This is a genomic window from Actinoplanes teichomyceticus ATCC 31121, from assembly GCF_003711105.1.
GTDB classification, from domain to species: Bacteria; Actinomycetota; Actinomycetes; order Mycobacteriales; family Micromonosporaceae; genus Actinoplanes; species Actinoplanes teichomyceticus.
Map to the genome: position 1 here is coordinate 4159326 of NZ_CP023865.1, position 24061 is coordinate 4183386.

The 24061-nt window shown below is 73.0% G+C and carries 18 protein-coding genes and 1 pseudogene; 6 read left to right on the forward strand and 13 right to left on the reverse strand.

Translation table 11 applies throughout. The features are described from left to right. From ACTEI_RS18355 to ACTEI_RS18395, 9 genes are all read right to left on the reverse strand, one after another. Entirely contained in the window at nucleotides 1-987 is a 987-nt protein-coding gene (locus tag ACTEI_RS18355; RefSeq protein WP_122978775.1) for an SMP-30/gluconolactonase/LRE family protein, read from the reverse strand. Then, nucleotides 984-2036, reverse strand: a complete 1053-nt coding sequence (locus tag ACTEI_RS18360; protein ID WP_122978776.1) for a phosphotransferase family protein — start codon at nucleotides 2034-2036, stop codon at nucleotides 984-986. The genes ACTEI_RS18355 and ACTEI_RS18360 overlap by 4 nt, the downstream gene beginning before the upstream one ends. Then, a complete protein-coding gene (locus ACTEI_RS18365) occupies nucleotides 2033-2779 on the reverse strand; it encodes an SDR family oxidoreductase (protein ID WP_122978777.1) in 747 nt (248 codons plus the stop codon). Before ACTEI_RS18365 ends, ACTEI_RS18360 begins: the two co-directional genes overlap by 4 nt. Continuing rightward, on the reverse strand, nucleotides 2776-3567 hold the full coding sequence (locus ACTEI_RS18370; protein WP_122978778.1) for an SDR family NAD(P)-dependent oxidoreductase: 792 nt from the start codon (nucleotides 3565-3567) through the stop codon (nucleotides 2776-2778). The genes ACTEI_RS18365 and ACTEI_RS18370 overlap by 4 nt, the downstream gene beginning before the upstream one ends. Beyond that, nucleotides 3564-4808, reverse strand: a complete 1245-nt coding sequence (locus ACTEI_RS18375) for an acyl-CoA dehydrogenase family protein (protein WP_122978779.1) — start codon at nucleotides 4806-4808, stop codon at nucleotides 3564-3566. Before ACTEI_RS18375 ends, ACTEI_RS18370 begins: the two co-directional genes overlap by 4 nt. A 77-nt stretch (nucleotides 4809-4885) precedes the next feature. After that, nucleotides 4886-6742, reverse strand: coding sequence for an ABC transporter ATP-binding protein (locus ACTEI_RS18380; RefSeq protein WP_122982242.1), 1857 nt, complete (start codon nucleotides 6740-6742; stop codon nucleotides 4886-4888). A gap of 295 nt (nucleotides 6743-7037) precedes the next feature. Further along, on the reverse strand, nucleotides 7038-8876 hold the full coding sequence (locus ACTEI_RS18385; protein WP_122978780.1) for a sensor histidine kinase: 1839 nt from the start codon (nucleotides 8874-8876) through the stop codon (nucleotides 7038-7040). A 129-nt stretch (nucleotides 8877-9005) separates the two neighbouring features. Further along, complete coding sequence (locus ACTEI_RS18390) at nucleotides 9006-9671, reverse strand: potassium channel family protein (RefSeq protein ID WP_203723640.1); 666 nt, start codon at nucleotides 9669-9671, stop codon at nucleotides 9006-9008. Then, a complete protein-coding gene (locus ACTEI_RS18395) occupies nucleotides 9664-11235 on the reverse strand; it encodes a TrkH family potassium uptake protein (RefSeq protein ID WP_239082373.1) in 1572 nt (523 codons plus the stop codon). Before ACTEI_RS18395 ends, ACTEI_RS18390 begins: the two co-directional genes overlap by 8 nt. Before the next feature lie 177 nt (nucleotides 11236-11412). On the opposite strand from ACTEI_RS18395, the gene ACTEI_RS18400 reads away from it, so the two are divergent. Both ACTEI_RS18400 and ACTEI_RS18405 read left to right on the forward strand, forming a co-directional pair. Further along, nucleotides 11413-12645, forward strand: coding sequence for a cation:proton antiporter (locus tag ACTEI_RS18400; protein ID WP_122978781.1), 1233 nt, complete (start codon nucleotides 11413-11415; stop codon nucleotides 12643-12645). A 9-nt stretch (nucleotides 12646-12654) separates the two neighbouring features. Then, a complete protein-coding gene (locus ACTEI_RS18405) occupies nucleotides 12655-13101 on the forward strand; it encodes a CBS domain-containing protein (protein WP_122978782.1) in 447 nt (148 codons plus the stop codon). Here ACTEI_RS18405 and ACTEI_RS18410 read toward each other — a convergent pair whose 3' ends face one another. After that, the gene (locus ACTEI_RS18410) at nucleotides 13102-14397 is read right to left on the reverse strand and encodes an ArsB/NhaD family transporter (RefSeq protein WP_122978783.1); all 1296 of its coding nucleotides are present in this window, start codon (nucleotides 14395-14397) and stop codon (nucleotides 13102-13104) included. A gap of 382 nt (nucleotides 14398-14779) precedes the next feature. Between ACTEI_RS18410 and ACTEI_RS18415 the strand changes: the two genes are divergently transcribed. After that, on the forward strand, nucleotides 14780-15733 hold the full coding sequence (locus tag ACTEI_RS18415) for an Acg family FMN-binding oxidoreductase (RefSeq protein ID WP_222942281.1): 954 nt from the start codon (nucleotides 14780-14782) through the stop codon (nucleotides 15731-15733). Nucleotides 15734-15855: 122 nt separating this feature from the next. Here ACTEI_RS18415 and nhaA read toward each other — a convergent pair whose 3' ends face one another. Then, entirely contained in the window at nucleotides 15856-17145 is a 1290-nt protein-coding gene (gene nhaA, locus ACTEI_RS18420; RefSeq protein ID WP_122978784.1) for a Na+/H+ antiporter NhaA, read from the reverse strand. A 165-nt stretch (nucleotides 17146-17310) separates the two neighbouring features. Next, nucleotides 17311-18150: a GDSL-type esterase/lipase family protein gene (locus ACTEI_RS18425; protein ID WP_122978785.1), complete on the reverse strand. Its 840-nt coding sequence runs from the start codon at nucleotides 18148-18150 to the stop codon at nucleotides 17311-17313. 430 nt (nucleotides 18151-18580) lie between these two features. On the opposite strand from ACTEI_RS18425, the gene ACTEI_RS18430 reads away from it, so the two are divergent. Together ACTEI_RS18430 and ACTEI_RS18435 are read left to right on the forward strand one after the other, a co-directional pair. Continuing rightward, nucleotides 18581-19195, forward strand: a complete 615-nt coding sequence (locus ACTEI_RS18430) for a lytic polysaccharide monooxygenase auxiliary activity family 9 protein (RefSeq protein ID WP_122978786.1) — start codon at nucleotides 18581-18583, stop codon at nucleotides 19193-19195. 143 nt (nucleotides 19196-19338) lie between these two features. Continuing rightward, nucleotides 19339-19941, forward strand: coding sequence for a hypothetical protein (locus tag ACTEI_RS18435; RefSeq protein WP_122978787.1), 603 nt, complete (start codon nucleotides 19339-19341; stop codon nucleotides 19939-19941). Between the two features lie 327 nt (nucleotides 19942-20268). Here ACTEI_RS18435 and ACTEI_RS18440 read toward each other — a convergent pair whose 3' ends face one another. After that, nucleotides 20269-20730 carry a CAP domain-containing protein gene (locus ACTEI_RS18440; RefSeq protein WP_164466007.1) on the reverse strand — a complete coding sequence of 154 codons (462 nt, stop codon included), beginning with the start codon at nucleotides 20728-20730 and terminating at the stop codon, nucleotides 20269-20271. A 359-nt stretch (nucleotides 20731-21089) separates the two neighbouring features. Here ACTEI_RS18440 and ACTEI_RS18445 point away from each other — a divergent pair. Beyond that, nucleotides 21090-23897, forward strand: a pseudogene (locus ACTEI_RS18445) (GH92 family glycosyl hydrolase). The last annotated feature ends 164 nt before the right edge of the window (nucleotides 23898-24061 follow it).

Genomic DNA, 24061 nt, shown 5'->3' on the forward strand with positions numbered 1-24061 from the left:
TCACGGTGCGGCCAGCACCGCCACGTCGTCCTCGGTGAGGCTGCCCGCGACGATCGTCCGGTGGTGCTCGGCCGCCGAGGTGACGAAGCCGTACGAGCCGTCGGCGGCGCGCAGGTCGTGCACCGGGCGCCCGTCGAGGGTGAAGGCCATCACCCAGGCGACGACGGCGGGCCGGGGCCGGACCGCCGCGGGCAGGTTCCACAGCAGCAGCCGCAGGAATCCGGGCAGCGGCAGCAGCCGGTCCAGCAGGCGGTCGCGCGGGGCGGCGATGCCGAGCCAGAGCAGGCCGTCGCTGCCCAGCGACATGTTGTCCGGGAAGCCGGGCAGGTTGTCGACCAGCACGTCGGTACGCCCGGCGTCCGGGCCGGTCAGCTGATACCGGCGGATCCGGTAACCGGTGGTCTCGGCGAACAGCAGGTGCGATTCGTCGGGGGCCAGGACCAGTCCGTTGGCGAATTTCAGTCCGGTCAGCAGCGTGGTGACGGCGCCGTCCGGGTCGCGGCGCAGCAACCGGCCGGTGCCGGAGTGCTCGAAGACGTCACCGAGATGGTCGTGCAGGCGCCACCGGGTGGTGGAGGTGGTGAACCAGATCGTGCCGTCGGCGGCCTGCGTCACGTTGCTGGCGAAGGTCAGCGGCGCGCCGTCGACCGTGTCGACGAGGGTGTCGACGGCGCCGTCCGGGCGTACCAGGAGCAGTCCCCGGTCGTGGTCGCAGACCAGGACGCCGCCGTCGGCGCGCGCGTGCAGCCCGAGCGGGCGGCCGCCGGTGTCGGCGAGCACCGTGCGTTCGCCGGTGGCCGGGTCGATGCGCAGGATGCGCCCGTCGGCGGTGCCGGTGAGGATTTGTCCGGCGGTGTCGAAGACGACGTCCTCGGGTCCGTGCCCGCCGGTCGGCAGCCGGCGCAGCACCCTCAGCGGCGCGGTGGGCCCGCGGTCCCGGCGGGCCGGCGGCGTCCAGCGGCGGGCTCTGATCAGTCGACGGGTCATCCGGGCTCCCTGCCTCGTGCCACCCGGCCGATGATGCGCCGGCAGCGTGCCTCCAGCATCAGGCTCGCCACCCAGAAGTGCCGGAACGCCGGGTTGCGGGTCTGCCGGTGGTGGTAACGGTAGTAGATCTGCTGGACGATCACCGCGAGCCGGAACAGGCCGAACACCTCGTAGAACGCCCACTGCCGGTCGGTGAGCCCGATGCCGCTGCGCGCGCAGTAGTAGTCGACCACCTCGCGGCGGGTCAGCATGCCCGGCGTGTGGGTGGGCTGGCGGCGGAAGGCCCGCATCAGCGGTCCGTCATCGGCCTGCACCCAGTAGGCCAGGGCGCCGCCGAGGTCCATCAGCGGGTCGCCGACGGTGGCCATCTCCCAGTCCAGCAGCGCCACCGGCCGGGTCGGGTCGGCAGGGTCGAAGACCAGGTTGTCGAAGCGGAAGTCGTTGTGGATCAGGCAGGCGCCGCGGTCGGCGGGCTGGTTGTCCCGCAGCCACGCCATCACCTTCTCGAACGAGCCGACGTTGCGGGTACGGGCGGCGCGGTACCGCCCGCTCCAGCCGTCGACCTGCCGGGACACGTACCCGGCGCCGCGGCCCAGGTCGGACAGGCCGGCCGCGGCCGGGTCGACCGCGTGCAGGTCGGCGAGCAGGTCGAGGGCCCGGGTGCACAGCTGCCGGACCTGTCCGGGCGGCAGATCGAGGCCGAGTTCGCGGCGCGGGATGTGCCCGGCCACCCGCCGCATCAGGTAGAACGGCGAGCCGATCACCGACTCGTCGGCGCAGTACGCGACCATCTCCGGCACGTGGCGGAAGACCGGTGCGAGCGCGGCCTGGATACGGTACTCGCGGCCCATGTCGTGCGCGCCGGCCGCCTTCCGCCCGGCCGGCGGGCGGCGCAGGATCAGGTCCCGCTCCGGCCAGCGCAGCAGGTAGGTGAGGTTGGACGCGCCGCCGGCGAACTGCCGCACCTGCGGTGTGCCGTCGACGCCCAGCCACCCGGCGACCGCCGCCGCGTCGAACGCGTCCTCGGCGCGTACCGGCCGCAGGCTCACACCATCCTCCGGACCACGGACAGCGGCAGGACGCGCATGGCCACGGCGATCGGCGCCCACGGCCAGGCCGGCACGTACGCCTTCGCCCTGCGCTTCTCGATCGCGGCGACCATCGCGCGCACCCCGGTGCGGGTATCCACCATGAACCGGGTCTTCTGCTGCACGTGCGCGTTCATCTCGGAGCGGATGTAGCCCGGGTAGATCACCGAGACGTCCACGCCGCGGATCCGCTCGGAGCGCACGCCCTCGGCGATCGCCGCCACGCCGGCCTTCGTCGCCGCGTAGGTGGTCATCGACTTGCGCATCCCGCGCAGCGCGGACATCGAGGAGATGAGCACCAGGTGGCCGCCCTGCTGGGCCCGGAAGATCTGCAGGGCGGCTTCGGTCTGCGCCAGCGCCCCGACGAAGTTGACCATGGCGGTGTCCCGGTTCGCGTCCCACCGGCCGGAGCCCAGCGGCGCGCCCTTGCCCAGCCCGGCGTTGACCACCACCCGGTCGATGCGGCCGAATGCGGCGGCGAACTCGCCGAACACGCGGAACACCGCCGCGTCGTCGGTGACGTCCAGCCGGCGTACGCTGACCCGCGGCTTGCCGGGGCCGCCCAGCTCGGCGGCGAGAGCGGTGAGCCGGTCGGTGCGCCGGGCGCACAGGGCGAGGTCGTAGCCGAGGGCGGCGAACTGCCGCGCCATCTCCTCGCCCAGCCCCGCGCTGGCGCCGGTGATCAGTACGACGCCCCGGCTCATCCGGCGCCTCCGGAGAGCTCCGCGCGGCGGGTCTTCGCGCCGGCGGCCAGCATCCGGCGGTCGTACAGGGCGCGCGCGAACCGCTTGGTCCAGTAGGCGACCCGGGCGTTGCGGTCGGGCAGGATCAGGAAGGTGCGGGCATCCACGGCCCGCAGCACCCGCGCGGCGATCTCGTCCGCGCCCAGCCGCGCCTCGGTGATCAGTGCGGTGGCGGCCCGGGTCATCATCGGGTCGTCGCCGGACAGCGACGCCGCCAGGTTGGTGCGGAAGAACGTGGGGCAGACGACGGAGACGTCCACGCCCCAGGGCCCCAGTTCGTGGCGCAGCGTCTCGGACAGCGCGACGATCGCCGCCTTGCTCGCGTTGTAGGAGCTCATCGACGGCGGGTGGACCAGCCCGGCGGCGGAGGCCACGTTGACCAGGTGGCCGTGGCCCTGCTGTTTGAACAGCGGCGTGAAGGTGCGGCAGCCGTTCACCGCGCCCAGCACGTTGACCGTCAGCACCCGCTGCCAGTGCTCGGCGCCGAGCCGGTCGATGCGGCCACCGGCGGCGATGCCGGCGTTGTTGACCAGCACGTCCAGGCCGCCGAAGTCGTCGCGGACCCGCTGCAGCGCCCGCGTCCAGTCGGCCTCGCCGGTGATGTCGAGCCTCTGGAAGACGGCGCCGCCGGGCAGGGCGGCCGGCTCGACCAGGTCGGTGACCAGCACCCGGTCGCCGCGCGCGGCGCAGCGGGCGGCCAGCGCGGCGCCCAGCCCGGACGCGCCGCCGGTGATCAGCACCCGCCTCATCGCGCCGCTCCGTGCCCGGCGAGCTCGATGCGGGCGACGACACCGCGGTGCACCTCGTCGGGGCCGTCGGCCAGCCGGATCGCCCGGGCCGCGGTCCAGGCGGCGGCCAGCGGGAAGTCGCTGGAGAGCCCGGCGCCGCCGTGGATCTGCATGGCGAAGTCGATGACCCGCTGGGCGACGTTCGGGGCGGCCACCTTGATCTGGCTGACCTCGGACATCGCGGCCATCGGCCCCTCGGTGTCCAGCTTCCACGCCGCGTGCATGATCAGCAGCCGCAGCGAGTTGATCGCGATGCGGGCGTCGGCGATCCGTTCCCGGTTGCCGCCCAGGTTGGCCAGCGGCTTGCCGAACGCGGTCCGCGACAGGGCACGCTCGCAGGCCAGATGCAGGGCGCGTTCGGCCAGCCCGACCAGGCGCATCGCGTGGTGGACCCGGCCCGGGCCGAGGCGGCCCTGCGCGATCTCGAAGGCCCGGCCCGGGCCCGCGATGACGTTCGACAGCGGCACCCGTACGCCGGTGAACGACACCTCGCCGTGCCCGAACGGCTCGTCGAAGAACCCCATGGTGTCGAGCATCCGCTCCACCTTGACCCCGGGCGCGTCGATCGGGACGAGCACCATGGAGTGCCGGGCGTAGCGGTGCGCCCCGGGGTCGGTCAGGCCCATCACGATCAGCACCGAGCAGTCCGGGTGGCCCACGCCCGTGGTCCACCACTTGCGACCGTCGAGCACCACCTCGTCGCCGTCGACGACCGCGGTCAGCTGCATGTTCGTCGCGTCGGAGGAGGCCACACCGGGTTCGGTCATCGCGAACGCGCTGCGGATCCGCCCGTCCAGCAACGGGTCCAGCCAGCGCTCACGCTGCTGCGGCGAGCCGTATCGCAGCAGCACCTCGGCGTTGCCGGTGTCCGGGGCGTTGCAGTTGAAGACGTACGGCGCCAGGAACGACCAGCCGGTCGCCTCGGCCACCGGCGCGTACTCGACAGTCGACAGTCCGGCGCCGCCACGCGTGCCGTAGCGCCGCGCGTACTCCCCCTCGTGACCGGCCGGCAGGAACAGGTTCCACAGGCCCTGGGCGCGCGCCCGGCGCTGCAATTCGCGGACCTGCGGGGGCACCTGCCAGCGGCCGTCACCGGCGTCGGCGCGCCGCACCCGCTGCTCCACCGGCTCGATCTCGTCGCGCACGAACGCCTGCACGGCCTCGGCCAGCTCGGCCGCGCGCGGGGAAGGACGGAAATCCATGCGCCCACGGTAGGGTCTCGCGGCCTTCGGCACTTGACCCAGGGCGACAACGATTTGATCGTACGCGACAGGCGTGCTCAGGGCGCCACGCCCGCGCTGCCGGTGTAGCCGGCGGCCTGCAACGAGAACAGCTCGGCATAGCGGCCCTCCGCGGCGATCAGGTCGTCGTGCGTGCCCTGCTCGACCAGCCGGCCGTCGTGCATCACGAAGATCCGGTCGGCGTGCACCACGTTGGCGAGCCGGTGGGTGATCAGGATCGTGGTGCGCCGGCCCTGCCGGCCGCGGATGGCCTGGAACAGGGTGTCCTCGGCGCGGGGATCCAGCGCGGACGACGGCTCGTCCATGATCAGCAGGTCGGCGTCGCGCAGGAAGCCGCGGGCGGCGGTGATCCGCTGCCACTGGCCGCCGGAGAGGTCCTGGCCGTCCTTGAAGGTGCGGTCCAGCAGCGTCTCGTAGCCGTGCGGCAGCTCCAGGATCATGCCGTGGGCGGCCGCCATCGCCGCCGCGGCCTCGATCCGGGCCCGGTCCGGCGCCGCGCCGATGTCGCCCATCGCGATGTTCGTGGTCGCCGTGAACGGCCACCTGTGGTGTTCCTGCAACACCACGCAGATCCGGTCGCCCAGCGCGGCACGGTCCCATTCGGCGAGGGGGCGGCCGTTCCACAGGATGCGGCCGGACGCGGGCTCCCGCAGCCCGGCGATCATCGCGGCCAGCGTGGACTTGCCCGAACCGTTCTCCCCGACCAGAGCGATCGTCTCGCCGGCCTGGATCGTCAGCGTCACGTCGTCGACCGCGGGCGCCTCGCGGTCCGGGTAGCGGTGCACGGCGGCGTGCACGGCCAGCTCGCGCAGGCTCTCCGGGCGGGGCGCGGGCGTCACGCGCCGGGTGGGCAGGTGCTCGGCGGCCCGTTCGAGGAACATGACGTACTCGTTGAAGTGCTGACCCTCGGCGAAGACGTGATCCACCTGGAAGGTGACCTGGGTCAGCGCCCGCTGCGCCGCCTGCACCGCCACCACGCACGTCGCCGCGGCGGCCAGCGGGATCCGGCCGTCCAGCAGCAGCAGCCCGAGCAGCACGTACACGCCGGCGGAGGCGAGGCCGCTGACGATCGCGCCGATGCTGGTGGTCGTGGTGACCCGGCGGGCCAGGGCCAGGTCGATGTCGGTCTGCGCGCCCATCACCCGGTCGTACTGGCCCAGCAGGAAGTCCCGCAGGCCGTAGGACCGCAGCTCGGACGCCGAGACCCGCTCCGCCATCAGCCGGTGCAGCACCCAGAGCCGCCGTCGACGCGCCGAGCCCTGCAGGTAGGTCTGGAACCGCTCGTGGCCGGCACGCAGCGCCGCGTACGCGTTCGGGGTCGTGGCCAGCAGCAAGGCGACCAGCAGCAGCGGGTGGATGACCACCACGGCGACCGTGACGGCGAGCAGGCTGACGACCCCGGCCAGCAGGTTCATCACCCCCTTGATCAGGTCGATCACCGCGTCGGTGCCGCGCGAGGCACGTTCCATGCTGTCGGCGAAGTCGTCCTGGTCGAAGGAGTCCAGCCGCACCGCGGTCGTCACCTCGAACAGGCGCCGCTCGGCCTGCTGGTTGACCCGTGGCGTCAGCCCGTTCATCGCGTACCCGGTCGTGATGCCCAGCGCGCCGCGGACCGCGATCGAGGCGGCCAGCCACGCCAGCGCCGGCACGGCCGCGGCGACGCGATCGGGGGTCGGGCCGGCGGCGAACAGCTCGACCAGCACCCGCTGGGTCGCCAGCAGCCCGAACGTGGCCATCGCCCCGGAGGCGAGGGTCGCCACCGCGACGATCGCGGTGCGCAGCCGGTCAGCACGCCAGCTCATCCGTAACGCCTCGACCACCAGCCGCGGCATCTCCGCGAACACGCCGAGCAGGCCGGCGTCGGCCCGGGCCCGCATACCCTGCTCCCACCACATCGGTCGCAGCTCCGGGAGCACCGCGGCCTGCGGCACGGCGTCGCGCTGGGCCGGAATGTCGCCGTGCGTCTCGTGAGTGGTCGTGCTCACTCGATCACCCCTTGGGCGGTGGCGGCCGGCGCGAGCGACGGGCGTGGCGGCGCCGGTTGACGGGTCATCCCCTATCGGTACCGGACCGCGGACCGATCCGGCTGTCGGGCGCGCGACCGGTTCCGCCGATCCGGCACATCATTCGCGGATACCGCCGGACACCGTGTGTCGTGCCCCGCCCGCGCCGCGGCGCGCCGAGGGCCGATCAGCGGTCCGCCGCGCCGCGGGCCCGCGCGGCGACCCGGCCCCGCGGGGTGGCGCCCGTCGTGGGGTAGCGGGGCAGCCGGATCCGGAACAGGCTGCCGCCACCGGGACGGGCCTCGACCCAGATCCGGCCGCCATGGCGCTCGATGATGCGGTGGCAGATGGCCAGGCCCACGCCGGTGCCGGCAGCGGCGTGCCGGTGCTCACGGTGGAACATGTCGAAGATCGTCTCGCGGGCGTCGGCGGGCACGCCGAGGCCGCTGTCGGCGATGGTGTAGACGACGTCGTCGTCGTACTCCACGACGGTGATCTCGACGGTGGGCCGGCTTCCGGGGGCGGTGTACTTGACGGCGTTGCTGATCAGATTGACGAACACCTGGCGCAGGTGCGTGGGGTGCGCCCACACGCCGCCGAGATGGCCCAGGCGTACCCGGGTGTGCCCGGCCTGCAGGTGCGGCCCCATCTCGGCGAGTATCTCCCGCAGCATCGCGTCCACGTCGACCCACTGCACCCGCAACTCCTCCGTCCCGGCCCGCGCGTAGGCGAGCAGGTCGTCGACGAAGGTCGTCATCCGGGTCGCGGCCGCGGCGATGCGGGTCGCGGTGTGCCGGCATTCGGGTGCGTCGTCCGGGATGTCGTCGACCAGGAAGTCGGCGAGGCCGGCGACGACGGCCAGCGGTCCCTTCAGCTCGTGCGCGGCCATGGCGGCGAACTGCTCCAGGTCACGGTTGCTGCGCTGCAGTTCGGCGTTGGCCGCCTCCAGCCGCGCCGCCTGCGCCCGCGACTCGCTGACGTCCTCGATCAGCGTCACGAACTGCAGCGGGCTGCCGTCCCCGGCGCGCAGCAGGGCCGCGGAGATCTGGACGGTGATCCAGCCGCCGTCGGCGTGGCGGTAGCGCTTGTCCGCCTGGTAGGCGCCGATGTCGCCGACGATCATCTGGCTGAAGCAGCGAAGGCTGTCGGGCAGGTCGTCGGGGTGGGTGAGCTCGGCGAAGGTGGTGACGGCCAGGATGTCGGCGCTGCGGCCGAGCATCCGGCACAGCGATTCGTTGACGCGCAGGAACGTGCCGCCGAGGCCGACCAGCGCCATCCCGATCGGGGCGTGGTCGAAGGCCAGGGTGAACCGGCGGTCGGCCTGCGCCACGCGTTCGGCGAGAACCGCCTCGCGCCCGGCCATGGCCGTGCGGCGACGGCGGGTGTAGTCGGCGAAGAAGCGCCCCAGCGCCGGTTGCTCGGCCAGCAACGGCCCCAGGTGGGTCATCGCGCGCAGGTCGGCTTCCACGGACAGCTCCGGATGCGCCTCCACCCACTCCAGGCAGGTCGTCACGTAGCCGAGGAACATCACCAGCTGGTCCATGTCGGCCGCCGGCACCACCCGGCGCAGCAGCGGCGCCAGCGTGTCGCGGTCGCCGTCGCGCAGGAACAGCGACACCGTCGCCCGCATCGCCGCGTCGGCCACCGGCCCCGGCTGCGCCCAGCCGGCCAGGTCCGCCGGCGCCGCCGTCAGCACGGTGGCGGCCTCCTCCGGGTCGGGCAGCCCGCCCGGGCCGTCGAGCAGGCGCAGGATCGCGGTCGCGTCCATGCCCAGCGGGCGCAGCGCGCAGCTGTGGCACACCAGGCAGTACGGCACGTCGCAGTACCGCGACAGCACCGCGAACAGCTGCTCCAGCCACAGCGACGGCAACGTGTTGTCGATGTAGCTGCGCAGCGTCTGCTGCCACAGATTGTCCAACGTCGCCGCGCGGTCCAACGCCGGGGTGAAGAACGGCGGGAAGAAACCGAATCGATCTTCGATCTCCGCGCGGATCTGATCGATGGAACGACCTGCGATGCCTACCACCGCTACCACCTAGCGTGTCGGTCTGGCAGCCAAATTACCACCCGGGAGGTGAGGTCGCGGCGGTTTCCGGGCCCGGGCCGCGATCCCGTCTCGCGCCGCGGGGAGCTCGGCCGGGCCGGCGCGGCGGGGTCAGACCAGGCCGGCGAACGCCTCCACGTTACGGGTCTTGCCGGCGATGATCAGGATGTCGCCGGCGTAGACGGTGGTGTCGGCGGTGGCGTAGGTGAACTCCTCCCCCGGCCGTTTGATGGACACCACGGTGACCCCGTACCTGGCGCGCAGCGCGGAATCGGCAAGCGTCCGGTCGACGGCCTCCTGCGGGGCGCGGGTCTTGACGAGGGCGTAGTCGTCCTCGAACTCGATGAAGTTCAGGATGTGACCGGTGACCAGGTGGGCGACGCGCTCGCCCATCTCGTGCTCGGGCAGGACGACGTGGTGGGCGCCGACGCGTTCCAGGATGCGGGCGTGCTGGCGGCTGATCGCCTTGGCCCAGATGTTGGGTACGCCGAGATCGGCCAGCAGCGCGGTGGTCAGGATGCTGGCCTCCAGGTCGGTGCCGACACCCACCACGGCGTGGGTCACCTCGGGCACGCCGAGCTGGCGCAGTGACTGCTCGTCGGTGGTGTTGGCGATCGCGGTGTGCGACAGCAGGTCGGCGTAGCCCTGCACGACCTGGGCGCTCACGTCGATGCCGGTGACCTCCCAGCCACGGCGGACCAGCTCGGCGGCGAGGGAGCCGCCGAAGCGGCCGAGCCCGAGCACGACGATCCGGTGATCGACAGGTTTTCTAGCCAACGATGGGTCTCTCCTCGGCTCGTTCGTAGCGGCGGGTCCGTTCCCGCAGCGCGAGCGCGGTCACGGCGGTGGCGGGGCCGAGCCGGCCGACGAACATCAGCAGGCCCAGGATGACATGCCCGGCGGTGCCGACGTGGGCGGTGATCCCGGTCGACAGCCCGACGGTGGCGAACGCGGAGGTCGTCTCGAACAGCACCGCATCGAGGGTGAACGGGGTCAGCGCCAGCAGGCCGAGGGTCGACACGGTGATCGCGGCGACGCCGAGCAGCGCGATGGTCAGGGCTTGGCGCTGCACGCCGGAGGGCAGCCGGCGACCGAGGGCGTGCACGGACGGCTCGCCGCGGATCTCGGCGAGGATGACGAACCCCAGAACGGCGAAGGTGGTGACCTTGATGCCGCCGGCGGTGCCGGCGCTGCCACCGCCGATGAACATGAGCACGTCGTGGATGAGCAGGGTGAGGTCGCGCATCCCGGCGACGTCGAGACTGTTGAAGCCCGCGGTGCGGGGCATGACCGCCGTGGTGAGGCTGGCCAGGAGTTTGTCGGCGAGCCCGAGCGGACCGAGGGTGGCCTTGTTGGTCCACTCGGCGGCGGCGATCGCCAGCCAGCCGGCGGCCAGGCAGAGCACCGACATCCCGACGGTGATCCTGGTGTGCAGTGACCAGTGGCGCGGGGTGCGGAACTCGCGGCGCAGCTCGAACAGGACCGGGAAGCCGAGCCCGCCGACGATGACGGCAGCGTTGATGGGCAGGCAGATCAGCGGATCGCCGGCGAAACGCATCAGCGAGTCCGGGTACAGGCCGAAGCCGGCGTTGTTGAACGCCGACACGGCGTGGAACACACCCAGGTAGCCGGCATGGCTCCAGCTGTTGGCGTAGCCGACGGCGAACCGCCAGGTCAACACCGCGGCGACCGCCAGCTCCACGAGAACGCTGACGCGCAGCACCCCGAGGATCACCCCGCGTACCTCGCCGACCCCGAGGGCCTTGGTCTCGGCCTGGGCGCCCAGGCGCAGCCGCATCCGCAGCCGCCGGGCGACCAGCAACCCCAGCAGTGAGGCCAGGGTCATGATCCCGAAGCCGCCGACCTGGATCAGCAGCAGGATGACCAGCTCACCGAAGCCCGACCAGTAGGTTCCGGTGTCCACGACGACCAGGCCGGTCACGCAGACCGCGGAGGTGGCGGTGAACATCGCGGTCACCGGCGGGGCGCCGTGCCCGGACGCGGTGGCGAACGGCAGCATCAGCAGCAGCGAGCCGGCCAGCACCGCGGCGGTGAACCCGGACACCACCAGACGTGCCGGATGCGCCACGGCCTGCGACAGCCGACCGGCGACCAGCAACGTCAACCGGCCGTGCCGGGCCCGGGCCCACAGCCGGCCGGCCACGGCGCGCGGCCACGCCCGATATCCGGCGCTCCTGTCGCGGTACGACCCCGGCCGGCGCTCCCGCCCGGCCGCCGGCATCGGCGTCCACACCAGCACGGCGAAGCCGAGGCCGACAGCCAGGAACAAGCCGGCCAGCAGGAGCAGGCCCAGCAACAGCTGCCCCGCCGTCGATTCCATCAGCACGTGATCCGTTCGGTCACCATCACCATGATCATCACACGAGGTGCGCCCGCTCGCAGCCGCGACGGCATCACCCGCTGTCCGCCGGTGGCCGGCAACGGATAGGGTTCCGGGCAGGTGCGCCGGGAAGTCTGGTCGGCAGTCGATCGACCGTTCCCACGTACCGGAGTCTTCGTGCTGCTGCTGACCTTCGCCGCTGTTCTCCTGCTCGCCGTACTGGTGTCCGCGCTCGCCAAGCGCACCATCCTGTCCACCGCCGTGCTGTTCCTGGTCGCCGGGTTCGTGCTCGGTCCCGGGGTCACCGGTGTCCTCGACGTCAGCGCCGACTCCGGCATCGTCGGGACCCTCGCCGAACTCGCGCTGTTCGCGGTGCTGTTCACCGACGGTATGCGGGTCGGCTGGGCCGACCTGCGTTCGGCGTGGCGGCTGCCCGGCCGGGCCCTGGGCTGGGGCCTGCCCCTCACCCTGCTGGTGACCGCGCTGGCCGCCCACTACGTGGTGGGACTGGGCTGGCCGGAGTCGCTGCTGATCGGCGCGATCCTGTCCCCCACCGACCCGGTGTTCGCCTCGGCCCTGGTCGGCAACGACAAGGTGCCGGCCCGGCTGCGGCACCTGCTCAACGTCGAGTCCGGCGTCAACGACGGCCTGGCGCTGCCGTTCGTCATCGTCTTCCTGGCCGTCGCCGCCGGCTCCGCCGACCTGCACCTCGGCGAGCTGGCCTGGGAGATCGCCCTGGGCCTGGCGATCGGCGTGGTGGTCCCGTTCGCCGCGATCCTGCTCGAACGCAGCCGCTTCTTCTCCGCCTCCCCCGCCTACGAGCCGCTCAACGGCCTCGCCATCGGCCTGCTGGTTCTCGGTCTCGCGCAGGCGACCCACGCCAACCTGTTCCTCGCGGCGTTCGCCGCCGGGATCACCGTCGCCACCTTCGGACCGCGCCAGCGGGCCGCGTTCGAGCACTTCGGGGAGAACATCGCCGAACTGTTCAAGCTCGCCGCCCTGCTGGTCTTCGGCGCGCTGATCTCCCCGGGCTTCCTCGGCGAGATCTCCTGGACCGGCTGGCTGTTCGCGATCCTGGCCATCTTCGTGGCCCGCCCGGTCGCGCTGTGGGTCTCGTTCCTGCGCTCCGGCCTGGATCTGCGCGAGCAGGCGGCGGCGATGTGGTTCGGCCCGAAGGGCTTCGCGTCGGTGGTCTACGGCCTGCTGGTCCTGGAGTCCGGCATCGTCGCGGCCGACGAGATCTTCCACCTGGTCGCGCTGACCATCGTGCTGTCCATCCTGCTGCACTCCTCCACCGACGTGGTCGTCGCCCGCGGCTTCGACGACCAGGCCGAGGTGCCCGCCTGGTACGGCGTCCTGCGCCGGCGGGTCCGCGGCACCGGGCGCCGGTCCGCGGACACGCGAGCGTAGGGTCGGCATATGCGTGCCGCAGACGTGTCCACCACGATGAGCACCGTCACCGAACAGACCGCGGCGCGCGAGGCGGCCCGGATCCTGGCCGCCCAGGACCTGCCCGGTCTGGTCGTCGTCGACCGCCTCGGCCGGCCGGTGACCGTGCTGGCCGGCACCCAGGTGCTGCGGATGGCGTTGCCGTCCTACTGCCAGGACGACCCGGCGCTGGCCCGGGTCATCGACGAGGCCGACGCCGACGTCATCCTGTCCGGTATCGGCGACCGCACGGTCGCCGATCTGCTGCCCCGGCACCGGCCGGAGCTGCCGGCGGTCAGCGCGGACGCCACCCTGCTGGAGGTCGCCGCGGTGATGGCCCGAGCCAACGTGCCGCTGGTCGCCGTCGTCGACGACCGGCGGGTGATGTCCGGGGTGATCACCCTGGACGGGCTGCTCGACCGGATCCTGGGCGCCTGATCACAGAGCGAAGAACCGCAACCACAGGTACGGCACCGCCAGCGCCACCGTGATCACGGTGACGATCAGGCCGTACCTGGTGAACTGCCAGAAGGTGATCCGGTGGCCGGCGCGGTCGGCGATGCCGAGCACCACCACGTTCGCCGACGCGCCCACCGCGGTCGCGTTGCCGCCCAGGTCCGCGCCGATCGCCAGGGCCCACCACAGCACCTGCGCCTTGTCGACACCGCCCTCGGCCTGGACCAGCTCGGCGACGATCGGGCTCATCGTGGCCACGTACGGGATGTTGTCGACGATCGCCGACAGGCCGGCCGAGGCCCACAGCATCAGCATCGTCGCCGGCCACAGCTGCCCCTGCACCGCGGAGGTGGCCGCGTGCGCGAGCTGGTCGATCACCCCGGTCTCGACCAGCCCGCCGACCATCACGAACAGTCCGGCGAAGAAGATCAGTGTGGGCCACTCGACCTCCTGTGCGATCTCGGTCGGGTCGAGCCGGGACAGCGCCAGCAGCAGCAGCCCGCCCAGCAGCGCCACCACCGACGGCTCCAGGTGCAGCACGGTGTGCAGCACGAACGCCACCAGCACGGCGGCCAGCACGGCCAGGCTCAGCGCCACCAGGCGCGGGTCACGGATCGCGTCGCGTTCCCGCAGGGCCATCACCCGGGCGGCGCGCTGCGGGTCGTGGCGGAACGCCGAGCGGAACATGATCCGGCTCAACAGCAGCAGCACCACCAGCACCACCAGCACGAACGGGGCGAGCACCGCGAGGAAGTCGTTGAACCCTAGGCCGGACCGGCTGGCGATGATGATGTTCGGCGGGTCACCGACCAGGGTGGCCGCCCCGCCGATGTTGGAGGCCAGCACCTCGGCGATCAGAAACGGCACCGGAGGTACGCCGAGCCGGTCACAGACCAGCAGGGTCACCGGCGCGATCAGCAGGACCGTCGTCACGTTGTCCAGCGCCGCGGAGACGACGGCGGTGACGACGATCAGGATCACCATGACCGGGAACGGCCGGCCCCGGGCCTTCTTCGCCGACCAGATCGCCACGTACTCGAACAGGCCGGTCTGTTTCAGCACACCGACGATCAACATCATCCCCAGCAGCAGGAAGATGACGTTCCAGTCGATGCCGGCCTCTTCGGAGAAGAACGCGTGCTCCGCGTCGGTGGCCCCGAGCGCCAGCATGATCGACGCCCCGCCGAGCGCCACCGCCACCCGGTTGATCTTCTCGGTCGCGATCAGCACATAGGCGACGGTGAAGACCGCGACCGCGGTCCAGGCGATGACGCTCAACGATGTTCCCCGGTTTCCTGGTCAGCCTCCATCGATCGCCGACCAGACTTCCCGGCACACCTGCGATCAACCTATCAGCCGCCGTGCGGCGCTCCCGGCGGCGAGGTCCGGCGCACCCCCGGGCGCGACGGCCCGGGGGGTGCGCCCGGCTGCCGGGATCGGCGCGTCCGGGTCGAGGCTCGCCGACCTGCCCGGCCGTGGCGTGGCTGCCGGCCGGCTCCGGCGGCCCGGTGAGCGGCCCACTCCCGGCCTCGGTGCGGCCGCCGACCGGACGCCAGCGGACCGCAACGGGTCTGCCTGGCGCGCTGACCAGGACCTTCGGCCCTCAACGGCGAGTGGCGGCGGCGGGGACCGTAGAGGTCAACAGGAGGGGAGAACCGCCGTGAACTACGACGAATCCGATCTGCGACGCGCGGCTTCGGCCGGGATCCAGGCTCCCTCGATGTACAACAGTCAACCGTGGAGCTTCCGGCTGCGTGACGGGGCCATCGAGGTGCTCGCCGACCCGCGGCGGCAGTTGAGCGTGGCCGACAGCTGGGGCTGGGCGATGCGTCTGGCCTGCGGCGCCGCGACGTTCAACGCCCGTCTCGCGCTGGCCTGGGCCGGCACGCCGGCCGACGTGCGGCTGCTGCCGGACGACGGCGATCCGCAGGTGATCGCCCGGCTGACGCCCGGCGCGCGCCGGCCACCCACCTACACCGAGCGTGACCTGTACGCGGCGATCGACCGCCGCCACAGCCACCGGGACCCGTTCTGGCCGGACCCGGTGCCGTCGGACCTGCGGATCCGGCTGATCGACGCGGCCCACGGCGAGGACGGCTGGCTGGATCTGCTGGTCGGCATGACCGCGCTGCGGGGATTCTCGGAGATCGCGCACAGCGCCGACCGGGTGCTCCGCCGCAATGAGCGTTACCAGGCCGAACTCATGGCCTGGACGATGACCGAGGACGGTGGCGACCCGGTTCTGGTGGCCGCGGGCGCGCCCGCCGCCGAACCGGCGGACCTCATCCCGCAACGCGCGTTCGCGCTACGCGGGCGCCCGCCCGGCCGGGTCTACGAGCCGGAGCCGCTGATCGCGGTCCTCGGCAGCCCCTCGGACCGCCGGCTGGACCAGGTCAAGGCGGGCCAGGCACTGCAGCGTGTGCTGCTGACCGCCACCGACGCCGGCCTGGCCACCTCGATGATCTCCCAGCCGATCGAGGTGCCGGCGGCACGCGACCAGCTGCGCCGCTCGCTGCGCCGCGCCGGATACCCGCAGATCGCGCTGCGCATCGGTTACGCGGCGCCGGGACACCCGGCGGCCCGCCGCGACATCGCCGACGCGCTCGCCGGCTGACCACGCCGGGCCCCCGGGCCCGGCTCGCGCCACGCCGCCCGGACATCCGGCCGGCTCCGGCGCCAGGCCGCCCCGGACGGCCCTGCCGGGTCCGGCTCCGCGGCCGCCGGCGTGGCGGCGCGTCACCGCTGGTAGACGTCGGGGATGTCGTCGCCGTCGTGGTCGGCCTGCTCCTGCGCGCGGATCCGGCGGTAGGCGTGGTTGCGGATCCGCAGCAGCACGCAGGCGAGGGCGGCAGCGGTCAGCGAGCCGGCCAGGACAGCGATCTTCACCTGATCGTCGCGGTCACTGCCGATGCCGAAGGCCAGCTCCCCGATGAGCAGCGACACGGTGAAACCGATGCCGGACAGCACCGCCACGCCGACCATGTCGATCCACGCCAGGTCGGCGTCCAGCCGGGCCCGGGTGAAGCGGGCGGTCAGCCACGTCGCGGCGAGGATGCCGAGCGGTTTGCCGACGACCAGGCCGAGCAGCACCCCGATCGCGACCGGGTCGGACAGCGCGGAGCCGAGCCCGTCCAGGCCGCCGAGGGTGACGCCGGCCGACATCAGCGCGAAGATCGGGACCGCGACACCGGCCGAGATTGGCCGGAACCGGTGCTCGAAGTGCTCGGCCAGCCCGGAGCTCGGGTGGTGACCGGCCGGGTGCGCCGGGGTCAGGACCGGCACGGCGAAGCCCAGCAGCACGCCCGCGACCGTGGCGTGCACCCCGGAGGCGTGCACCAGCGCCCACGTGGCGGCGGCCAGCGGCAGCAGCAGCCACCAGGCGCGTACCCGGCGCTGCACCAGCACGGTGAACACCGCCAGCGGGATCAGCGCGGCGAGCAGGGGCAGCACCGCCAGGTGCGCGGTGTAGAACACCGCGATGATCATGATGGCGAGCAGGTCGTCGACCACCGCCAGGGTGAGCAGGAAGGTCCGCAGCGCGGTCGGCAGGCTGCGCCCGACGACCGCGAGCACCGCCAGCGCGAACGCGATGTCGGTCGCCGTCGGGATCGCCCAGCCCTCGGCCGCCCCGCCGGCGTTGACCAGCAGGTAGCAGATCGCGGGCACGACCACCCCGCCGGCCGCGGCGGCCACCGGCACCGCGGCGCGCCGCGGGTCGCGCAGGTCACCGGCGACGAACTCGCGTTTGAGTTCGAGGCCGGCGACGAAGAAGAAGATCGCGAGCAGCCCGTCGGCCGCCCACGTCGCCGCCGTCAGGTCCAGGTGCAGCGCGGACGGCCCGAAACGGAACTCGGTCAGCTCGTGGTACCGGTCGGACCAGGGCGAGTTCGCCCACACCAGCGCCAGCAGGGCGCCGGCCAGCAGCAGCACGCCACCGACGGTCTCCTTGCGCAGGATGTCGGCGATCCGGCGGGCCTCGGCCCAGGAACCGCGGCTGAGCAGGACGGTACGAGAGGTGTCGGGCACGTGATCTCCACTTCCGCAGCCGGTCGTGCACCGGCCAGACCTCGTCTGCGCCGATCGCACCGCTACCGCGCCGATCGGATGCGTACCGCATCGATCGGCCGTTCTGCTGCGTTGATCGAACTTTTACCGTGCCGACCAGACTTCCCGGCTCACCCGAGCCTCACCCTACCCGGGCCGACGATCTCCCGCCCACCGACCGTGAGCCTCCGGTGTCGCCCGGCCGATCAGTCCGGCGATCTCGGCGGCCACCGCTTCCATCCCCGCCGCGTTGGGGTGGAACGACGCGCCGAGCCGGGCGAAGTCCCGGATGAACGGGAACACCCACGGCTCGGCGGAGCCGAGCGCGTGGTCACGGCTCAAGCCCGACACCGCGACCAGCTCGGCGCCGGACCGGTCCGCCGCCATGACGTAGGCGGCCTCCAGCGCGGCCTGGACGGCACGGAAGGTCGCGATCTCGGCCGGCTCGAACGGGCTGTCCGGGCCGGGCGCCGTCCCCGCCCCGATGACGGTCAGGTAGTCGACCAGCAGGATGCGGGCGCGCGGCGCGCGGGCCCGCACCCGCGCGACGATCTCGGCGAGCCCGGCGGCGGTCCGGTCCACGTCCTCGGACGTCGGCACGGCCAGCCCGGCCGGGAAGTCCGGGGCCATCATCTGCGTGACCGGGCCGTGCGGCGCGATCCGCCGCCAGGCCGCGAACATCATCGAGCCGAGATACCGCAGGTCGTTGCCGCCGGCGGTGACGGTGACCAGGTCCGCCGTGGCGGGCACGCCGGGCACCTGCGGCGGGAAGTGCGCGCCCAGCAGCGTGACCTGCGGCTGATCCAGGATGGTCGCGGTGGTCGCGCCGGCGACCGTCAGGTCGGTCAGCTCGGCGTCGAGCATCCGCGCGAGACGGTTCGCGTAGTTGCGGCCGGAGCGCTGGGCGTGCACGTCGAGGATCGGATCGATACCGGGGCCCGCCGCGAACGAGCTACCCAGTACCGTGTAGGACAGCCGTGACATCATGCGCGGCATCGTCTCACCCCGCCCGCCCCGGTGCCGCGCCCACGAACCGCGGCCGGACGGGATGCCGGTACCCGCGCAGTCTACGGCCGCGGCTGTCCCCGGCGGCGCCCGTCCCGGCCGGGGCCGGGACCCCGCCGGGTCGCCCGCCGCCGTCGCTGTCCAGCGCCCCCGCGTGGGCCCTGCGCCGCAGCACCGGGTCAGTGCCACGGCACGGGCTCAGCGCCACGGCACGGGGTCAGCATCACAGCGCGGACTCAGCGCCACGTAACATTCTTGATAGACATCAGTTGATATCCGGGCAGTTGGGTGCAATGCTTCCTGGGAGCGCTCCCACTCCGTACGCCGAAGAATTGGAGGACGCACCGTGCCCCCACACGAGTCCCATCGATCCGTCCGGCAGCCCCGCTCCCTCGCCCGCCAGCCCCTCCGGGTGTTCGTCGTGCTGCTCGCGACGCTGGCCAGCCTGCTGCCCTTCGCCGGTGCCGCCCAGGCCCACGGCACCATCGTGAACCCGGCGACCCGCGCCTACCAGTGCTGGAAGACCTGGGGCAGCCAGCACACGAACCCGGCCATGCAGCAGCAGGACCCGATGTGCTGGCAGGCCTTCCAGACCAACCCGGACACCATGTGGAACTGGATGAGCGCGCTGCGCGACGGCCTCGGCGCCCAGTTCCAGGCCCGCACCCCGGATGGGCAGCTGTGCAGCAACGGCCTGACCCGTAACGACAGCCTGAACCAGCCCGGTGCCTGGAAGACCACCAACGTCAGCCGGAACTTCACCGTCCAGCTGTACGACCAGGCCAGCCACGGCGCGGACTACTTCCGGGTCTACGTCAGCAAGCAGGGGTTCAACCCGGCCACTCAGCGCCTCGGCTGGGGCAACCTCGACTTCATCACCCAGACCGGCCGGTACGCGCCGGCACAGAACATCTCGTTCAACATCTCGACCTCGGGATACACCGGGCACCACATCCTGTTCGTCATCTGGCAGGCCTCGCACCTGGACCAGGCCTACATGTGGTGCAGCGACGTGAATTTCGTGTGATCGGATGACCGGTCGCCGCCACACCGCTCCGGCTCGCGGACATCGACACCAGTCCCGGGCCGGAGCGGCCTGCGGCAAGCCCGGCCCGCGGCCCGCGGCCGGCCCGGCGAACACACCACAACCGGCGACGAGGTGAAACGATCGTGAGCACCCCGGAGAGTTCCGCGCGGTGGTACCGCAACCGTTTCGTGTGGGTGGCGGTGGTCCTGCTGGCGGCGGCGGCCGCCGTGCTCGCCCTGCGCGACCCGGCCGGCCCGGCGGCGCCGGCGACCGGCCCGGCCGCGCCGGCCGACCTGCAGGGGCAGATCACCGCCCGGATGCGCACCGCGCTCGAACAGTCCGACCCCGAGCAGCATCAGCACGCCGGACACCAGGCCCAACCGGCGACCGGCGCGGACGCGGCGAGACCGGAGGTGATCTGCGGGGTCCGCGTCTACGGCTATGAGCCGGCCGGCGCCACCGCGCTCACCGAGGTGCGGACCGTCTACGGCTTCCACCTCTGCGGCGTCGCCGAGCGCAAGCGCCCCTGGGACGTGGCCGACAAGCTGGCCGGACCGGTGATCCTGGACATGTCCACCGACCCGCCCGGCATCCGGGTCGTCGAGGCGACCGCCGAGGTGCGCTTCGTCGACCGGCTGCACCAGATGTTCCCGGACCGGTACGCGCAGCTGGCCATGCGGGAGGCGCTCACCGAGTCGGAGATGACCGACCTGCGCCGCCGGTACGACTCCGCGGCCCAGGTCTGACCGCACCGCCCCGGGACATCAGCCGGCCGCCCGGCGCCGGCGAGCAGCCGACCATGCCGTACCGGGCGCGGGCCGGATCGAAGCGCCGGCGGCCGGATCGAAGCGCCCGCGACCGGGTCGTCGCGGCGGATCAGCCAGTCGCCGGGGCCGGGACGCGGTGGGGCCAGCGCCGCGCAGGGGCGTGCGGTGGCCGGCCGACGCCCGACCTCGTCGACCGGGATGTCACGGCGGCGCGCCACCTCGCGGAGAAGTGCCGTCGATGTCATCGTGGCGGTATGCCGGGGCGCGCCGCCGTCCACCGTGGACGGCCGGCAACCGGCCCGGCGGTCAGTTGACGAAGTCCTGGGTGAACCAGACGCGGCCGTCGCCGCCGCGGGTCACGGCCAGCCCGATCCGCTTGAAGGCCGGGTCGAGCAGGTTGCGGCGGTGGCCGTCGTTCGGCGGCACCTCGGCCAGCATGAGGTCGGTCAGCCCGTTCGCGGCCTGGAGGATCGAGGCGGCGTTGCCGCTCGCGTTGCCCCGGCCGATGTTCTCGCCGGCCGCGGTCCAGGAGACCCCGGCCGCGGTGCACCGCTCGCCGAGGCCGGCCTCGCCGGGGCACTGGTGCGACAGGCCGCGACCACCGGCCATCACGGCGTGGTACGACGCCGTCGACAGCTCGGCGCTGAGGGTGAACGCCGGGACGCCGTTCGCCGCTCGCGCCTGGTTGATGTGGGCGAGCACCCCCAGGGTGACGGTGGCCAGCACGAGACGACGGGTCCGGGTGGGCTTGCGGTGGCGTGGGGACACGGCGGTCCTCAACGATCGGCAGGGCGCCGGTCACGGCGCACGGCCGACTCTGCGGGACCGCCGCCCCGGCGGCAAGTCGCTGAGCAACATCTAATGATCGGCTCATCGGCGGCAACGATCGGCCGCTGCCACCGGGTCCGAGCCGCCCCGCCGGGCGCGCGGCCGCGCACCGGTCCGACCACAGGCATTGACGATTCTCAGTGTTTGTGACAACGATGTCAGGACCGTGTTCCGCTGTCGACCCGGAGGTACCCGTGGCGTCGCGACTCTCCCGGCTGGCCGCCGCCGCGTGGCTGACGACCGCCGCCACCCTGGTCACCGGCGGCGCCGCTGAAGCCGCCGCGACGCCGGTCGACCTGGTGCGGCCGTTCGTCGGCACGCAGAACTTCGGCAACACCTTTCCCGGCGCCAGCGCGCCCTTCGGCATGGTCCAGGTCAGCCCGGACACCGGCGGGCAGGGCGGCTACGACCACCAGCAGACGAGCATCTACGGCTTCAGCCAGACCCACCTGTCCGGGGTCGGCTGCGGCGTCGCCGGCGAGCTGCCGATCATGCCCACCACCGGCGCGGTCGACAGCGGCGACCCGAACGTCTACCGCTCCGCGTACAGCCACTCCGACGAGCAGGCGTCCCCGGGCTACTACCGGGTCGGCCTGGCCCGGTACGGCGTGCAGGCCGAGCTGACCGCCACCGAGCGCACCGGCTGGCAGCGGTACACCTTCCCGGCCTCCGGCGCGGCGAACGTGCTGTTCAACACGGGCAAGGCCAATCAGGACGTCTTCGACTCCGCAGTGCACGTGGTCGGCGACCGCACCGTCGAGGGCCGGGTGCGCGCCGGGCACTTCTGCGCCGGCAAGGACGACCACACGGTGTACTTCTCGGCCAGCTTCGACCGGCCCTTCGCCGCCTACGGCACCTGGCGGGGCGCCACCCTCACCCCGGGCGCCCGGGACGCGGCCGGCGCCGGCGGGAACGGGGCCTGGGTCCGTTTCGACACGAACGCCGACCGGGATGTCGTGGTCAAGGTCGGGCTGTCGTACACCGGGCCGGACGGGGCGCGCGCGAATCTGGCCGCCGAGACCGGCGGCTCGTACGACTTCGACGCCGTCCGGGACGCCCTGCGCGCCACCTGGGCCCGGCAACTCGACGCCGTGCGGATCACCGGCGGGCCGGCCGAGCGGCAGAGCGCCTTCTACACCGCGCTCTACCACTCACTGCTGCACCCGAATCTCGCCGGCGACGTCGACGGCCGCTACACCGGCTTCGACGACCGCGTCCACACCGCGGACGGCTACACGCCGTACCAGAACTTCTCGCTCTGGGACACCTACCGCCCGCAGAACCAGCTGCTGGAGATGCTGACGCCGCAGGTCGCCCGGGACGTCGCGCGGTCCGTGCTGGCCATCGGGCGCGACGGCGGGTGGCTGCCGCGCTGGGCGCTGGCCAACAGCGAGACCAACATCATGACCGGTGACCCGGTCACCCCGTTCCTGGTCGAGGCGTGGTCCAAGGGGCTGCTGGCCGGGTACGAGCAGGAGGCGTACACGATGCTGCGGGCCAACGCGCTGGGTCGTCCGCCGGCCGGCTCGCCGTACAACGGGCGCAGCGGCAACGGCCACTACAGCGACCGCGGCTACGTCCCGTCCGGGCTGAGCCTCGGCGCCGACTGCGTCCACCAGGGCGGCGACAACGACTGCGCGCACCCGGCGTCGGCCACCCTCGAATACGCCGCGGCGGACGCGTCGCTGGCCCTGATGGCCGCCGCGCTGGGCCGCGCCGACGACGCGCGGGTCCTCACCGAGCGCGGCCAGTGGTACCGCAACCTGTGGGACACCTCGATCGGGCAGTTCCGGCCGCGGACCACCACGGGCGCCTGGGTCACCCCGTACGACCCGGTCGAGGCCGGCCACCAGTTCCACGAGGGCGGCGCCCACCAGTACCAGTGGCTGGTGCCGCAGGACCCGGCCGGGCTGGTGTCGCTGATGGGCGGGCGCGCCGCCGCCGAGCAGCGGCTGGACGCGTTCTTCGCCTATCCGCAGCTGCTGACCGACCCGGCCGGCGCCGCGCGCTCGGCCTGGATCGCCGGCCCGTACGACTACTACAGCAAGCCGACCTACAACCCGAACAACGAGCCGGACCTGCTGGCCCCGTACGTCTACCACTGGGCCGGCGCCCCGGCGAAGACCGCCACCGTGGTGCGGGCCGCGATGACCCTGTTCACCACCGGGCCCGACGGCATGACCGGCAACGACGATCTGGGCACCATGAGCGCCTAGTACGTGTTCTCCTCGCTCGGGCTCTACCCCACCATGAGCGGCGCCGGCTTCCTCGCCGTCAGCAGCCCGCAGTTCCCCGCGGCCACGGTCCGCATCGGCGCCTGGGCGGACCGGCAGGGCGGCACCCTGACGATCACCGCACCGGACGTCAGCGACACCCGCCGGTACGTGCAGTCCGTGCGGGTCGACGGCCGCGCGCATGCGCCGAACTGGCTCACCTGGCAGGCGATCGCCCGGGGCGGCAGCATCGCCCACACCGTCGGGACGTCCCCGTCGGCCTGGGGCACCGCGGTGACCGACGAGCCGCCCTCGGTGAACGCCACGCCGTCGCACCACTGCGCGGTGACCGCCGGCGCGCAGTGCGCGGTCGACCTGTCCGCGGCCCGCGCCACGGACGGCACCGCCACCACGGCGGCCACCCGGGAGGGCGACTTCGACGGCGCCGGCTGGAGCTACGACGCGGCGCTGCTGCCCCCGGCCGGCACGGTGACCTGGAACGGCGTGACCTACAGCGCGCCATCGCCGGCGGGCGCCGCCGGCAACTTCGTGCCGGCCGGCGGGCCGGCGCTGCCGCTGCCCACGCTGCGGCGCGGCACGCTGCGGCTGGTCGCCGCCGCGCACCACGGCCCGGTGACCGGCACGGTCACGGTGCGCTATACCGACGGCGGCACGGCCGCGACGACGCTCACCGTCCCGGACTGGTGCGCGCCGGCCGGATCCGGTACGGCGGTGCTCGCCATGCCGCACCGGATCCGGGCCGGCCAGGGCGTGGACGGTCCACCGGCCAGCCTGTTCGGCTTCACCGTCGCGCTCGACCCCGGCCGGGAGCTGCGCTCGGTCACCCTGCCCGCGGACGCACGGATCCGGGTGTACGCCATCACCGTCCACTGAGCACCGCGGCGGCCCGGCCGTCCGCGCTTCCCACTTGCAAACCCTGCGTGTCGATCGAGTTACAGGGTGTCGTGGTTCGACCCCGCACCGGCTAGCATCCACAGACATCGAATCGATCTCTGTCAGTGGGGGGCTGGACTTTGCACGTGGACAGCAGACGTATG